This is a genomic window from Streptomyces sp. B93 (genome assembly GCF_018070565.1).
Taxonomy (GTDB): domain Bacteria; phylum Actinomycetota; class Actinomycetes; order Streptomycetales; family Streptomycetaceae; genus Streptomyces.
Genome location: NZ_JAGPXL010000047.1, coordinates 14215 through 28085, shown reverse-complemented (window position 1 = coordinate 28085; position 13871 = coordinate 14215). Strand labels below are relative to the sequence as shown.

The window sequence follows — 13871 nt, the reverse complement described above, 5'->3', positions numbered from 1 at the left end:
GCCGATCACGCGACAAATCCCGCTCAGTGAGGGGGTGTTGACATGACCTGCCGTCTCTCTAGCATCCGTGGGGCGCCTGGAGTTTCCGAACGTCGATCGAAAGTTCGAACGCTCGCTTCCACTTGGACAGGCAAGCGCGGGAGACACCAGCCTCGGCCGGTCCGAGGGCCCCGGCTTCGGTGCCGAGCGTGGCTGCAGCGACGGCGGATGGGCGCCCTCCCCCGCAGTCCAGCACGCTCTCCGGGAGGTGCCCCGCCACCGCTACACCCCGGAAAGCCCCCTGCGGATCGCGTACGACGACGACCGCTCCCCCGTCACCCGGCGCGACGACGCCGGGCGGGCGACGAGCTCGGTCTCGGCGCCGTGGCTCCAGGCCGGCATGCTCGAAAGCCTGCGCCTGAAGCCAGGGATGACGGTCCTCGAAGTCGGCTCCGGCGGATACAACGCCGAACTGATCGCCCACGTCGTCGCCCCCGACGGACGGGTCGTGAGCGTCGATATCGACGGCTGGGTCGTGGAGCGCACCCGACGGTTCACCGGCTTCACCCTCTGCGGGTTCGTCCGCGACCTCGGCGCGGCCGCCCGCCCCACGCCCACCGTCGACCTCGCCGACGGGCAGCTGCAGCTGCGCTTCGAAGACGGCCCCGTGCCGGCCAGCGCCGGAGCGGACGACGCCCTGGTGGCGCCGCGGTGCGAGGTGCCGACCGGGGTGACCGTCGCCGGTCAGGAGTCGTTCGAGACCCTGCCGCTCTACCTCGCGACCACGCTGCCCGGCTTCTGCCGCCTAGCCGGCACCACGGGATCCCGGTTTGCCGAGCTGCCCCGGGGCTCGGACGCGGCCGCCCTCGTGCGGGACGGCTCCTTCGCGTACCTCACCCACATCCGCGTCCACACCGGTCGCCGCCGATGCCGACGAAGCACTGGCCGCGAGCATGCCGGCCGGCGGGAGGCGCGCGGGTGACGCCGGACGACGACAAGGAGATCACCGCACTGGCCGGCACGCTCATGCGGGCCTATGGCCTCGAGCCGGCCGAGGTGACGCAGATCCACGGCGGGACGTCGACGGACAACTACCGTGTCACCACGCACGACGGCGGCGTGCCATGGTTCGCGAAGGTCTACCGTGACGTCGCTCAGCTGCCGCGCGAGCGCGCAGCGGTCGAGCTCGCCGAGTACGCCCGCCACGGCGCCGTTCCCGTTCCCGCGGTACGCCGCACCGTCGACGGCGATCTTGTCGAAGCGGGCGGACGGCTGAGCATGTCCCTGTGGGAGTACATCCCCGACGTGCACACCGCGGAAGGCCCGATGACCAACGATCGCTGGCGTCCCGGTGGGTGAGGCCGCCGGCCGCCTGCACTGCCGTCTCGCCGAGCATCCCGCCGCACGTCCCGAACTGCGGGCCGGATCCGCCGTGTGTGACCTGCGCACGAACCGGGCCCGGCATGAACGCCTGATCGCCGCGTACGGCCGCAAGCCCGCCCTCGGCGGATTCGAGGCCTGGGCTCTTGAGGCGGCTCGCGAACGGCAGGGCTTGTGGGGGAAACTGGGGCGGATCCTCGGCAGGCCCCCGGAACTGACATTCCAGATCCTGCACAGCGATCTCGCCAGCCCGAACCTTCTGCTGCACGGCGCCCAGGTGGCCGCCATCATTCGACTTCCAGCCTCCGAACCCGCGCTACGCGGCCTGGGAAATCGCCCGCATCGCCTGCGATCCGCGCAGCCTCCTCCTGGGCTGGGAGGCATGGCTGTCCGGGCTGTCCGAGCTCCTGGCCGCCTACCAGGACGCCCGTCCCGACGCGCGGCGTTCAGTTGGTCGCGCGCCTCCAGGGGCACTGCGAGCGAGTAGGTCGAGGCGAGCATGGCCACGCAGCCCACCGCGGGGACAGAGAGCAGATCTTCGACGCGCCACCCTGAAGGCCACGCTACTGGAGATGAGCGTGTGACAACGCGGCCAGGGAGTCCTTCTTCAGCCTGCCGCAGAAGAACGTCCTCGACCGCCGCATCCGGGCTACCCGTGAAGAACTGCGGACCGCGATCGTGACGTGGATCGAGCGGACCTACCACCGACGCCGCCGACACCAGCCCGGTGTAGGTGGGTGGCAGGCGCGTCACCAGCCTGACCGGCCGCGTGTGGAAGGCAGGGGCGACAGGTTCCGTCAGCTGCGAGATGGAGACCACCAGAGGCCCACGGGCCGCGACGGTCAGCAGGCGTCGCTCGCCGCCCGCGCCGTCGCCAGCGGCCCCTCCGCACCCAGCGGCGTCTCCGGCGCCGCCACCAGAATCGACTGCTGCAACCGACGCAACCGCGCCGACGGCTCCAACCCCAGATCCCGCACCAACGTACTCCGCAGCTTGTGATACACGTCCAGCGCCTCACCCCGCCGCCCCGAACGGTGCAACGCGAGCATGAACTGCGCATGAAGGTTCTCGTGTGCCCGGTAACGGCTCGTCAGCACCGTCAGCTCTGCCAGCAGTTCGCGGTGACGGCCCAGCCGCAGGTCCGCCTCGATCCGCTGGTCCAGCGCGCACAGGCGGCTCTCCTCCAGCCGCTTGGCCTCCATCTCCAGCTGGGCACCCGTCTGCACATCCGCGAACGCCGGACCACTCCACAAGTCCAGCGCCTGCCGCAGCAAGCCGGCTGCGCCCGGAAAGTCACCGGCGTCCATGGCACGGTAACCTTGCCCCGTCAGCCGCTCGAACTCCCGTACGTCACTGGTCCCTTCACCCGACACCAGCAGATACCCACCCGGCGCCGTCACCAGCACATCCTTCGCCGACACCGCAGGCGCCCCGCCCGCAGCCGACCCCTGCTCCTGTAGCGCCACCGTGATGAGGTCACGCAACTGCAGCACATACGTCTGCAACGTCGTCCGCGCACTGCGCGGCGGACGACCCGCCCACAACTCATCAATCAACGCCGCCACCGGCACCACCTGATCCGCATGCAGCGCCAACAACGCCAGCACCTGACGCGGCTTCGGCGCCGTCGGCGCCACCGAAACCCCGTTCACCCGCACATCCAATATGCCCAGTACATCGATCTGCACGCCGTTTTCCCCCTAGACGAGTGCTGGCAACCGGCACCCCACGAGTACAAAACAGTCCGCACGGTTTGTCAACAGCAAACCACCCGCGCTGTTTTCAACCCGCCCGACCTCCGACTCGGCAATGACCTTCACCTCACCTCGACACTACCGCCCACCAGCCAAAACCCTCAACTCATCGCCCTCGCAACCATCCACCGACCCCACCTCGTACCCCCGGCCAGCCACCCCCGACAAACGGGCGCTCACGTGAAAACCGGCCGCCCCACCCATCCAATAACCGACCCGCCCCGCCGTTCAGTCACCCTCATGCCCCATCAAAACAGGACACTGCCGGAAGACACCGCCCCGCACCAGTGGGCCTGGGTGCGGGGCGGTTCGGTGCTCATGGAGAGCGGGATAAGGCGTCGACGGCCGTCACGCGCCCGGGGCCTCTCCGACCGAGACGTAGACCCAGCCGCCGTAGCGGGTCAGCATGCGGTGGCGGGCGGCGCCCCGTTCGATCGGCTCCCAGGGGTGGCGGTTGACCATGCTGGTGTCGCCGCCGAAGGGGGCGATCATCGGGCCCAGGGCGGGGATCAGCCGGTCCGGCCACCAGCGGGGCAGCCGGTAGTCGAGGACGACCCACCGGCCGCCGGGGGCGAGCGCCTCGTAGCCGCGTTCGATGATCTTGGCGTATTCGCTGATGAGGGTCAGGGAGAAGCAGGCGATGATGCCGCGCACGTTCTCCGGGTACTCGTACGCCGTCAGGTCGGCCTGGACCAGGGAGACCTGGGACAGGCCCGCCCGGCGGACGCGGTCCTCGGCCTGTTCCAGCATCGCGTCGGTGAGGTCGACGCCGATGACCTTGCCGGTCGGGCCGACCGCCTCGGCGAGGAGCGGGAGGTTGTGGCCGGTGCCGCAGCCCGCGTCGACGACGGTGTCGCCGGGGCGCAGCGCGAGCTGTTCGAGGGCCAGGTGTTTGTAGGCCATGGTGCGTTGGCCGATGAGGTAGAGACGGTTCGAGGTGAGGTCGTACCGCTTGGCGCGTTTGCGGTAGACCTCGACCATGCGGTGGGACTCCGTCGTGGTCATGTGCGTCCCCCGGTGAGGTCGGCCGGTCCGGGTGGACCGGGTGGTGGGGTGGAGTGGGAGGAGTGGGAGGAGCCTGGGCGCGGGCCGCGCAGGACCGAGGCCAGGACCCTCGGGCGGAACACGACCTGCGGCGGGGCCAGTAGGTGGGTCATGTCGAAGAGGGTCGTGGCCACCAACTGGTCGGTGGTCGCCACCCGCAGCAGTCGGTCGGTGTAGCGCTTGCCGAGACGTGCGGCGAGTGGCAGGGGGCCGTCGGTGGCGCCCGGGTACGCCAGGTCGGCGTTGCCCGACAGCATCCACGCGGCCTGCACGTGCCGGGCGATGCGCTGGCGCAGGGGGCCCGCGAATCCGGTCGGGATCCGGCCGGAGCGGCGTGCTCCGGCGTCCTCCAGCGCCTCTTCCAGAGTGAGCGCGCTCATCGCGGCGACGGAGATGCCCTGCCCGTAGGCCGGGTTGAAGGCGCCGACCGCGTCGCCCAGCACGAGGAAGCGGTCCGGCCAGCGCTTCAGTCGCTCGTAGTGGCGCCAGCGGTTCTCGGTACGGCCCGATCCGTACACCTCGCCGAGCGGCTTGGCGTCGCGGACGGCGTCGTACAGGACGGTGCTGCGCAGGCGTTTGGCGAAGTCGAGGAAGCCCTGGTGGTCCAGTGCCGGGCGCTCACCGCCGAGGCCCGCCACGGAGACCATCCAGCGGTTGTTCTCGATGGGGTTGAGGATGCCCGAGCCGGGTTCGTCCGGGGTCGACTGGAGCAGGACGCACTTCCAGTCGGCGGTGTGGCCGGGGGGCGGTTCGAAGACGCAGGTGGCGTAGGCGCAGCCCGCGTCGACCGTGGTCTCCTCGGGGGTGTCGTAGCCGAGGTCCCGCAGCCAGGCGGGGGCCCGGGAGCCGCGGCCGGTCGTGTCGACGACGAGGTCCGTCCGCTGCTCGTACGGCGCGCCCCACCCGGTGCGGGCCGAGCTGTCCCGTTCGCGCAGCAGGACGCCGCGCACCGAGTCGCCCCAGCCCGCGACGAGTCCGGCCGCCTCGGTCTCCTCGCGGATCTCGAGGTTGGGGAGTTGGCGAAGCCGTCGTCGCACGGCCCAGTCGAGCAGGTCGCGCGTGCCGGAGAGGACGACGTGGTGGCTGTCGAAGCGGTCCACCCAGCCGCCCGCCATGAGCAGCAGCATGTCCCGCGGCATCCGTACCGGCACCATGCCCAGGTCCCGCAACTCCCCCAGCAGGCCCGGGAAGAGGCGCTCCAGGGCCTGCTGTCCGGCGCCCAGGAGGTTGTGGGTGTGGCGGGCCTGGGGGACGCCTCGGCGCCAGCGTGGCTCCTCGGGGTACCGGTCCCGCTCGACCAGGGTGACCCGGTCCACGTGCGCCGCCAGCGCCGCCGCCGCGCACATTCCGGCGAGGCTGCCGCCGAGGACGACGGCGTGGCTGCCGCGGTGCGGGAGACCGGTGTTGCGGTCGGCCATGTGATGCCCCTCCCTTCCGGCGCTCATGGGCGGGGTGTGCGGGCGGGCACCCGGCCGCCGAGCCACTGGTGTGCCGCGGTGTACCAGCTCGGCGCGGTGCGGTGGACGTTGAGGGAGTGGGCCGCCTCGGGGACGACGAAGGCGTCCAGGTCGGTGGTGCCGGTGTAGAACTTGCGCTCGTACTGGAGGACGGAGGCCGCGTCGTCGATGGTGACGTCCCCGCCGCCGAAGAGGCGGTCGCACCGGCCCATGACCAGCAGGACGGGCACCCGTACCCCGGCCGCCACGGCGGGGTCGTAGATGGACTCCAGGGTCATTCCCTCGCCCGCGGTCACGGTGGACTTGGTGTGTTCGTGGTACTCGGACAGCTCGGGGTCCATCCCGGGCGGGTGTTCGTAGAGGGCGGCGCGGCGGCCGGGGAGGGTGGTCAGGTAATTCTCCGGTGGGGCCGTCGGGGCGAGCAGTTCGTCCTGTGCGGCGGGGTACAGCGCCGGGAGCGCCTCCGCGTACAGCGGGCCGAAGGCGTGCAGCAGGCCGGTGACGACGAGCGCGTCCAGGTCCTGGTGGCGGGCCGCCTCGATGAGGGCGATACCGGAGCCGAGGGAGTGCCCGACCGCTACCACGTGCCGGAAGGCGGGGATGCCGGGGGCGCCCCGGCGCAGAACGTCGATCACCTGGTGCACGGCCTCGACGTTGCTGTCCACGGTGACCTGCTCTGCGGGCGGATGCTCGCTGGCGCCGGTGCCGGGGCGGTCGAGGGCGAGGACCGCGTAGCCCTCGCCGACGGCGTGCCGGGTGTAGTCGAGGGCGCCGGGGGCGCTCCAGTAGCGGCGGTCGTAGGTGAGGCCCGGCAGCAGCAGTTGCACGGTGTCGGGCGGGGCGCCCGCGGGCAGGTGCAGCTGTGCGCTCAGCCGCCAGCTGGTGCCGGGGGTCTGTGGTGGGGTCACGTGGAAGTCGACGGTTCGCATGCGCATGGTGTCCTTCTGGTGGTGGTCGGTGCTCGGTGCGGGAGTTCGCGGGGCGCGGTCCGTCACCCCCCGGGCGTGGCCGCCGCCACGGGTGCCGGGACCTGCCGGAAGGACACCGAGGTCTCCGGCCGCAGGTTCAGCTCCGGTCCCGTCACCAGGGCGTCGACGGCGATCAGTACGTTGTAGTGGTTGGGGAAGTGGCAGGAGTCGAAGCCGAGCACGGTGCCGACGAGGCGGCCGTCGGCCCACACCTCGTCGCCCCGGTCGAGGACCCCGGCGTCCTGGATCTCGGCGAAGCCGAGGAAGCCGACCCGGTCGATGCGGGCGCCCGGAGGGCTCTCGGCCTGGTCGGTGGTGACGAGTTCATGGACCTCGCCGCGCCGCACGCAGCGGCTGGTGAACTGCTCCAGCGTCATGCCGCGGTCGTGGCGGCGGTGGGTGAGCACCTTGACGACGGTGGCGCTCACGGCGCGTTTGGCGCCGTCCTCGCGGGGGTTCACCGTGCGGCTCCTTCGGCGCGGTAGACGGCGTCTACGAGGTCCAGGGCGGCGAGTCCGTCGTCTGCGGTGTCCTGGCCGGAGCGCAGGCGCTGGTCGAAGTCGGCCAGCACGCCGGCGTACTCGTGCCAGAGGGAGCCCTTGAACTCGGTGTGTCCGGCGAGCATGTCGGCGGACAGCGTGGTGCCGTCGGCCAGTTCGACGGTGACGTCCTTGACCTCGCCGTCGTAGGACCAGTCGAGTTCGACGCGGGCGGGTACGCCGTGCGGGGAGCGCAGCGTGATGTCGGCCTGGCGGTCCGTGCCGTGGGCGTCGCGTACCACCTTGGCGTCGGCCAGTTCGGTCGCGCCGAGGAACAGGCGGACGAGGTCGAAGGCGTTGGGGCCGTTGTCGGCGACGCAGCCGCCGCCGCAGCGGTCGGCGTCCAGGTACCAGCGGTCGTCCCCGGCGTGGTCCTCGATGCGTTCGAGGTAGCGGACGGTCAGGGACCGTACGGGGGCCTCGGCGGCCGTCACGTCGTCCAGCAGGCGCAGGACGGCGGAGTTGTAGCGGCGGTGGAAGGAGGTGAAGAGGGTGACGTTCCGCTTCCGTGCGGCCGCGACGAGAGCACGGCCGTCCTCGATCCGGGTGGCGAGCGGCTTCTCCACGCACACGCCGAGTCCGGCGGCGATGGCGTCGCCGCACACCTTGGCGTGGGCGTCGTTGGGGACGTTGACGACCACCGCGTCCAGGTTGGTCGCGTCGGCGAGCAGGTCGGTGTGGCGCGTGTGGCACCTCGCCACGTCGTGGAACGGCTCCAGCGCCTCCGGCCGCAGATCGCATACGGCGGCCAGGTCGACGTCGGGCAGTCGGTCGAAGGCGGCGACGTAGAACTTGGAGATGACGCCGAGTCCGATGAGGCCGACGCGGGTGGGGTGCGTCACCGGGTGTCCTTTCCGGAGGCGGGGGCCGGGGCGGTGGCGGGGGCCGGGGCAGTGGCGGGGACGGGGGGCGACGGCGGCGGGGCGGTGAGTCCTCGCTCGGCGGCCAGGGCCGTCAGCTCGGCGTACTGCTCGGCGTACAGGGGGACGCCGTGTTCGCGGTGGTGGCCGGCGGTCAGCGCCTCGGGGCGGCCCGGGTAGCTCACCGGCCGCCGGGGGTCGAGGGGCGGGCAGTCGAGGAGCGCGCTGAACATGCCGTCCGCCTCGCCCAGGAAGTCCGGTCCGGGGCGCAGTGCTCCGGGTGCGAGGACGAGGGCGGTGAGGCCGATGTCGTCGTCGCGGCCGGTGGGCCGTCCGTCGCCGGACAGGGCCTCCCGGTCGGGTCCCAGCCCGGCCCCGGGGACGAGGGCGGCCAGCACCTCCACCATCAGACCGAGTCCGTAGCCCTTGAAGGCACCGGTGGCCGGGTCGCCGCCGAGCCAGCGCAGGAAGCCGTGGCCGGTGTCCAGGGCTTCCGGGTCGGTGACGGGCCGTCCCTGGGCGTCCTCCAGCCAGCCCTCGGGGATCGGCTGCCCGGCGCGGGCCGCGGCGCGGACCTTGCCGGTCGGTACGACCGTGGTACTCATGTCGAGGACGTAGGGAGGGTGTTCGCCCGCGGGCGCGGCCACGCTGAACGGGTTGGTGCCGAGCAGGGCGGCCCGGCCGCCCGGCGGGCGGGCGATGCGCTGGCGGCCGCAGTTGGAGGCGAGCAGGGCGACCATGCCGCGTCGGGCGATACGGGCGGTGTGGTAGCCCGCGCAGCCGAAGTGCGTGGCGTCGCGCATCGTCACCAGGGCGACGCCGGTCTGCTGGGCGCGGTCCGCGGCCAGTTCCAGGGCCTCGGTCGCCGCCCACAGGCCCAGTGAGCGGCGTCCGTCGAGGAGGACGGCGGCGCCGGTGTCGGTGATCTTCTCCGGTTCGGCGCCCGCGTCGATGCGGCCCTCGTCGAGGGCGGGCAGGTAGAGCCGGGTGAGGTTGGCGAGTCCGTGCGAGGTCAGTCCGGTGAGGTCGCCGTGGACCAGTGCCTCGGCCGCGGTACGGGCACGGGGCGCGGGCACGCCACGGTCGGCGAAGACGTCGGCGGTGAAGGCCACGAGGGCGTCGTGGGCGACGGTCACGCCCTCGGCGTGGGCGACGGTCACATCCTCGGCGTGGGCGGCAGTCATGCTGTCGGACCGCGGGGCCTTGCTGGGCTGGTTCACTGGTGTGTTCCTCCCGTGGCGGCGTGGTGCCGGGCGGCGAAGCGGACGAGGATGCCGCTCACCGCCTCGGCGAAGGCTTCGAGATCGGTCAGGTCGGCGTACTCCCCCGCCGCGTGGGCGTGGTTGCGGTCGAGGTCGCCGGGGCCGAGGACGGCCGTGTGGGCGCCGGGCAGCCCGGCCATCCACAGCGCGTCGCAGGTGAACGCGGGCTCGTCGTCCGGCCAGCGGGCCAGGCCGCCCTGTCGTTCCAGCAGGTGTGTCGCCCACCGGTCGTCCGAGGGCGGGAGCGCGGGCAGGCCGCGCTTGTGCCATTCGACGCGGGTGATCGCGGCGGCGTCGGCGGCGGTCCTGGCCAGGTCCCGGTGGGTGCCGTACGCCTCGCGGAACTCCCCCACGGCGGCGGCGACCTCCGCCTCCAGCCGGGTGGCCAGCGCATCGCCGGAAGCGGTGTCCGCGTAGGAGCAGTTGAGCAGCAACCGGCCGGTGCCGTAGACCCGGTTGTGGAGGTGGCCGGTGTGCAGGCCCGCGACGCAGACCTGTCCGCCGTCCGTGTGCCCGGGCAGCCGGGTGGCGAGCCACTGGGCGAGGTGGCCGAGCAGGACGGTGGCGTTGTGTCCGGCGGCGGGACGGTCGTCGATGGCGTCGTCGCCGTCGACGCGTACACAGGCGGTCATCGACGCGGTGGAACGGGGCAGCAGCCGCATGCCGGTGGGCTCGCAGAACAGGTTGAGCCTGCCGTACCAGCCGCGGCGGACCAGCGGGCGGGTCCCGAAGACGCCCATGGCTCCGCCCTCCTCACCGGACACCGCCTGGATGAGCACCCGGGTGCCGGAGGCGAGGCCGGGTGCGGAGTGCAGCGCGCCGCGCACGCCCGCCAGGAGCGCCACCGCCGGGCCCTTGGCGTCGATGGCGCCCCGGCCGGTGAAGCGCCGCCCGTCGAAGTCGACCGGTTCGCTTCCGGCGACGGTGTCGAGGTGCACGTTGAACATCACGGTGTCGGCCTGCGGCAGCTCGGGGCCGAGCGCCAGGACCAAAGAGGGCTGTACGGCGAGGAAGTCCGGGTCGTTCTCGACGGCGCGGCGTACGGCGAGCGGCACGGGGGCGCCCACCAGGTCGACGGGTTCGGCGGCGGCGTGGTGGACGACGTCGAACCCGATCTCGCGTGCCGCCGCGGCGTAGGTGCGCTGGGCCTCCCAGAGCCGGGGTGCGCCGTCGTCCTCCAGCGGCCCGGCCGTGGGCAGGTCGAGCAGCGCCAGCAGCAGGTCGCGGTCGTCCTGGGTCAGCCGGGCTCGGATCATCGCGTGTCCCCCGTCTTCCCGGCGTGCGGCAGGTCCGCGGCCAGCCGTTCCAGGGCGCGTCCGTAACGGACGAACTCGGCCACTCCGTCCCGGCCGGGGTCGGTGCGGCCCTCGTGAGGGCGTACCGACCGGTGGGGTTCGATGGTCCAGGTGCCGGTGTACCCGTGGTCGAGCAGGAGCCGCAGACAGTCGTGGACCCGGCAGCCGCCCTCGCCGGGAAGGGTGTAGCGCACCTCGCCCGCCTCGGCCCGGGCGTCCTTGATCTGGACGTGCTCCACCCGGTCCACCAGCGCGGTGAGCATGTCGTAGCCCTCGTAGCCGTACGCGATGCCGTTGCCCGTGTCGAAGAGCAGGCGCAGCGCCGGGCTGTCGACGTCCTCCAGCAGGCGCAGGGCCCGGTCGGCGTGGGATCCGGCCCAGCCCGCACAGTTCTCGTGCAGCAGGACGAGCCCGGCGTCCTGCGCCTGCCCGGCGAGGGCCTTCAGCCGGGCGGTGGCGCGTCGTCCCCACTCGGGTTCTTCGAGGCGGCCGTCGGGGTCGTCGGGGTAGGACATGACGCGGATGTAGCGGGTGCCCAGGGCGGCGCACCGCGGGATCAGGCGCTCCAGTTCGTCGCGGTCCAGCCGGAAGTCACCGGTGACGGGGCGGGCCCAGTTGGCGATGCGGGAGTCCACGCAGACGACGTCGAGGCCCGCGTCGTGCAGTTCCGTGCGGGCCGAGTCGAACGCCGCGTCGTCGAGGTCGGCGAGGGCGACGCCGTCGATGCCCCGCAGCTCGATGGCGGACCAGCCCAGCAGTTGGTGGGCCCGGATCTGGTCGGCCAGGGCGGGAGCGGCCTCGTCTCCGATACCGGCGAAGCGGATGCCGGGGGGCGGTGCGGCCACGGCGGTGCTCGCGGTCGGGTTGGGTGCCTCCGTCTCAGCCCGCATGGGCCACCTGCCCTCCGCTGCGCTGGGCTGCCGCCCGGGCCGCGCCGCTCGCCGTCTTGGCGTCCGCGAGAAGTTCCACGACACGGACCCCCAGCTGGAGTTGGGGTTCCAGGGGGGTGTCGTCGCGCAGCGCCCGGTAGGCGCCGAGGAGATAGGCGGACAGGGCGTCGTCGGGGAAGACCTCCCACGTCTCGGGGTGCCCGGGGCGGCTGACACGCAGTTGGGCGTAGTGGTCGTCCTCGGCGTTGGGGTAGTGGGCGACGACGTGGCCGTGGGTGAACTCCAGGCGCATGCTGCGTTCCCGGACCGGTGCGGTGAGGTCGGAGACGATGCGGCTGACCGCGGTCCGGTGCCGGAGTTCCAGCCGGGCGCGGCCCATGCTCGGGATGACGGTGTCGCCGATGCGCATGTCGTCGAGCTGGGCGTGGGTGAGGTGGGCGTCTCCGGCGAGTCGGAGGCAGACGCCGAGGGAGTGCGGGGGTTCGATGTCGAACGCGGTGGGGTGCCCCTTGTCGGCGAGGGTGCGGCGCATCCGCGGCTTGTACTGCCGTACCTCGATGGACCGCAGTTCGCCGAGGGTGCCGCCGTCCACGAGGCGTACGAGCCGTGCGGTGAGCGCGCTGGCCAGCCAGGGCGCGACGACCGACAGGCGCAGCCGTTCGGTGCGGGCGAGGTCGAGGACGTCGTGCGCGGTGTCGCGTCCGGCCGCCAGCGGCTTCTCCACGATGATCCTGCGGAAGCCCGCTGCGGCCAGCTCGCGCAACAGGTCGAGGCGGGCGACGGGCGGGGTGCAGATGTGGACGACGGTGTGTTCGGGGTCCAGCAGGGTGCGGGCCTCCGCGATGGAGGCGACGGGGCGCAGTCCCTCGGCGGGCGGGGCCGTCACGGGGACGAGCGGGTCGAGGCAGAGGGCCGGCGCCGGGTCCAGCAGGTGGGTGTGGCGCCCGGTGGCGCGCAGTCTGCGCAGGACGGCCCAGTGCAGCCCGAGTCCCGCCCGGCCGAGCCCGATGATCAGTGTCCGCTCCATGGGACTTGGTTCCTCTCAGCGATCCCGGTAGGCCACGCTTGTGGTCAGATCCAGTAATTCGGTGCGCCAGCGGGGGACCAGCGGTGCCTCGGCCAGGGCGTGCCGTGCCCGGTCGACGAGGTGGGTGATGCGCTGTTCGACGTCGGCGACCACGCCGCTGTCGACGAGCAGGTCGCGCATCGTGGCCGCTCCCCGGGGCCCGGCCGGTGCGGCGGCGAGGGCCCTGACGCGTTCGTCGCGCCGTACGGCGAGGCTCAGCAGGTAACTCATCTTGAACTGGGCGACGTCCAGTCCGGTGGGCTTTCCGGTGTCCTCGGAGTCGCCGAAGGTGTCGATGAGGTCGTCCCGGAGCTGGAAGGCCTCTCCCAGCGGCAGCCCGTACGCCTCGAAGGCCTCGGTGAGGTCGGGGCGCCCCGCGATGGCGGCGCCGAGTTGGAGGGGGCGTTCGATGGTGTAGCGGCCGGACTTGCAGACCGCGATCCACCGGGACAGCTCGGGGTCGGCCACGCCTTCGGCGGCGACGGCGATGTCCAGGTACTGGCCGACGGTGACCTCGATCCGTGTCTCGTCCCAGACCGCGCGGGCCGGTGCGGGCAGTTCGCGGGTGAGCCGGTCGGCGTAGACGTGGGCGAGGTCGGCGGCAAGGTTGGCGACGCCTTCGCCGTAGCGGCGTGCCTCGCCGCGCATACCGCGGGTGCGGTGGTCGCGCGCGTGCCGCTGGTGGGCGGTGAGGGCGCCCCGCCGCAGGGGGGAGTCGTCCAGGACGTCGTCGCGCAACAGGGCGAAGCTGTGCAGGAGTTCGAGGGCGGCGGCCGCGTCGAGGACACGGGGGTCCGCTGCGTCGCCGCCGGCGGCGAGGTGGCCGAGGAGGCAGAAGCGCGGGCGCAGGAGCTTGCCCTTGGCGGTGGTGATCGCGGTGACGGTGTCGACGAACGGGGTGCAGCGCGGGTCGACGGCGGTCCAGCGCGCGTTCTCCGCGCTCAGGACGGCGTCGATGCGGCGCTGTACGGCGTCCAGCGACCGGGACAGGAGGTCCGGGGTGTCGCTCATGCCGGGCCGCGCTTCTGGAGCGTTCCGGCCGGTGTCCGCCCGCCGGTGAACGCGGTGGCCGGTCGCGCGCCTCGGTGGGGGCGGCGCGGTGCGGTGCGGATTCCGGTGTTTCGGTAGTCTTCGGCCGTTTCGTTTCCAAGGTCCTCGGCCGTTTCGTTTCCGCGGTCCTCGGCCGTTTCGGTCGGAGCGCCCGCATTACCCAACGTCTTCAAGACAGCACATCCTCCGTCATCCGCTCAGCAGACACACATGGGCCTGGTCGAGGTTTTCTGGGACCCCCCGCGTCCGGCGGACGAATACGGCGGGATACGGCGTGGCGGCCGGCTCGGAAGGCCGGCTTCCCGGTGCCGGACGAAATACGGCGGG

The 13871-nt window shown here is 72.6% G+C and carries 13 protein-coding genes and 1 pseudogene; 3 read left to right on the top strand and 11 right to left on the bottom strand.

Annotated elements, in window-relative coordinates:
- The first annotated feature begins 67 nt into the window (after positions 1 to 67).
- The 3 genes and pseudogenes from KBY47_RS30375 to KBY47_RS30360 form a co-directional block, all read left to right on the top strand.
- Positions 68 to 961: a hypothetical protein gene (locus KBY47_RS30375; protein ID WP_210926773.1), complete on the top strand. Its 894-nt coding sequence runs from the start codon at positions 68 to 70 to the stop codon at positions 959 to 961.
- Positions 958 to 1338 (top strand): phosphotransferase, encoded by a 381-nt coding sequence (locus tag KBY47_RS30370; RefSeq protein ID WP_210926771.1) that lies wholly within the window; start codon positions 958 to 960, stop codon positions 1336 to 1338. The genes KBY47_RS30375 and KBY47_RS30370 overlap by 4 nt, the downstream gene beginning before the upstream one ends.
- Before the next feature lie 597 nt (positions 1339 to 1935).
- A pseudogene (locus KBY47_RS30360) lies at positions 1936 to 2082 on the top strand (IS3 family transposase); the annotation flags it as partial.
- Positions 2083 to 2201: 119 nt separating this feature from the next.
- Here the strand turns inward: KBY47_RS30360 and KBY47_RS30355 are convergent.
- The 11 genes from KBY47_RS30355 to KBY47_RS30305 form a co-directional block, all read right to left on the bottom strand.
- Positions 2202 to 3047, bottom strand: a complete 846-nt coding sequence (locus KBY47_RS30355; RefSeq protein WP_210926767.1) for an AfsR/SARP family transcriptional regulator — start codon at positions 3045 to 3047, stop codon at positions 2202 to 2204.
- Positions 3048 to 3461: 414 nt separating this feature from the next.
- Positions 3462 to 4118, bottom strand: a complete 657-nt coding sequence (locus KBY47_RS30350) for a class I SAM-dependent methyltransferase (RefSeq protein WP_210926765.1) — start codon at positions 4116 to 4118, stop codon at positions 3462 to 3464.
- Entirely contained in the window at positions 4115 to 5575 is a 1461-nt protein-coding gene (locus KBY47_RS30345) for an NAD(P)/FAD-dependent oxidoreductase (protein WP_210926763.1), read from the bottom strand. Before KBY47_RS30345 ends, KBY47_RS30350 begins: the two co-directional genes overlap by 4 nt.
- 23 nt (positions 5576 to 5598) lie before the next feature.
- Positions 5599 to 6549, bottom strand: coding sequence for an alpha/beta hydrolase (locus KBY47_RS30340; RefSeq protein ID WP_210926761.1), 951 nt, complete (start codon positions 6547 to 6549; stop codon positions 5599 to 5601).
- Between the two features lie 56 nt (positions 6550 to 6605).
- Positions 6606 to 7043 (bottom strand): hypothetical protein, encoded by a 438-nt coding sequence (locus KBY47_RS30335; protein WP_210926759.1) that lies wholly within the window; start codon positions 7041 to 7043, stop codon positions 6606 to 6608.
- Positions 7040 to 7963, bottom strand: a complete 924-nt coding sequence (locus KBY47_RS30330) for a Gfo/Idh/MocA family protein (RefSeq protein WP_210926757.1) — start codon at positions 7961 to 7963, stop codon at positions 7040 to 7042. The genes KBY47_RS30335 and KBY47_RS30330 overlap by 4 nt, the downstream gene beginning before the upstream one ends.
- Positions 7960 to 9201 carry an Ldh family oxidoreductase gene (locus tag KBY47_RS30325; RefSeq protein WP_308405348.1) on the bottom strand — a complete coding sequence of 414 codons (1242 nt, stop codon included), beginning with the start codon at positions 9199 to 9201 and terminating at the stop codon, positions 7960 to 7962. Before KBY47_RS30325 ends, KBY47_RS30330 begins: the two co-directional genes overlap by 4 nt.
- Positions 9198 to 10499 (bottom strand): M20/M25/M40 family metallo-hydrolase, encoded by a 1302-nt coding sequence (locus KBY47_RS30320; RefSeq protein WP_210926755.1) that lies wholly within the window; start codon positions 10497 to 10499, stop codon positions 9198 to 9200. The genes KBY47_RS30325 and KBY47_RS30320 overlap by 4 nt, the downstream gene beginning before the upstream one ends.
- Positions 10496 to 11428 carry a sugar phosphate isomerase/epimerase gene (locus KBY47_RS30315; RefSeq protein ID WP_210926752.1) on the bottom strand — a complete coding sequence of 311 codons (933 nt, stop codon included), beginning with the start codon at positions 11426 to 11428 and terminating at the stop codon, positions 10496 to 10498. The genes KBY47_RS30320 and KBY47_RS30315 overlap by 4 nt, the downstream gene beginning before the upstream one ends.
- Positions 11418 to 12455: a Gfo/Idh/MocA family oxidoreductase gene (locus KBY47_RS30310; protein WP_210926749.1), complete on the bottom strand. Its 1038-nt coding sequence runs from the start codon at positions 12453 to 12455 to the stop codon at positions 11418 to 11420. The genes KBY47_RS30315 and KBY47_RS30310 overlap by 11 nt, the downstream gene beginning before the upstream one ends.
- Positions 12456 to 12470: 15 nt before the next feature.
- Entirely contained in the window at positions 12471 to 13505 is a 1035-nt protein-coding gene (locus KBY47_RS30305) for a polyprenyl synthetase family protein (RefSeq protein WP_210926746.1), read from the bottom strand.
- Between the last annotated feature and the right edge of the window lie 366 nt (positions 13506 to 13871).

Bases quoted from the DNA above. Each gene is read 5' to 3' on its own strand.
- KBY47_RS30350 (WP_210926765.1), bottom strand. From the start codon at position 4,118: ATGACCACGACGGAGTCCCACCGCATGGTCGAGGTCTACCGCAAACGC.
- KBY47_RS30340 (WP_210926761.1), bottom strand. From the start codon at position 6,549: ATGCGCATGCGAACCGTCGACTTCCACGTGACCCCACCACAGACCCCC.
- KBY47_RS30315 (WP_210926752.1), bottom strand. From the start codon at position 11,428: ATGCGGGCTGAGACGGAGGCACCCAACCCGACCGCGAGCACCGCCGTG.
- KBY47_RS30305 (WP_210926746.1), bottom strand. From the start codon at position 13,505: ATGAGCGACACCCCGGACCTCCTGTCCCGGTCGCTGGACGCCGTACAG.
- KBY47_RS30310 (WP_210926749.1), bottom strand. From the start codon at position 12,455: ATGGAGCGGACACTGATCATCGGGCTCGGCCGGGCGGGACTCGGGCTG.
- KBY47_RS30345 (WP_210926763.1), bottom strand. From the start codon at position 5,575: ATGGCCGACCGCAACACCGGTCTCCCGCACCGCGGCAGCCACGCCGTC.
- KBY47_RS30320 (WP_210926755.1), bottom strand. From the start codon at position 10,499: ATGATCCGAGCCCGGCTGACCCAGGACGACCGCGACCTGCTGCTGGCG.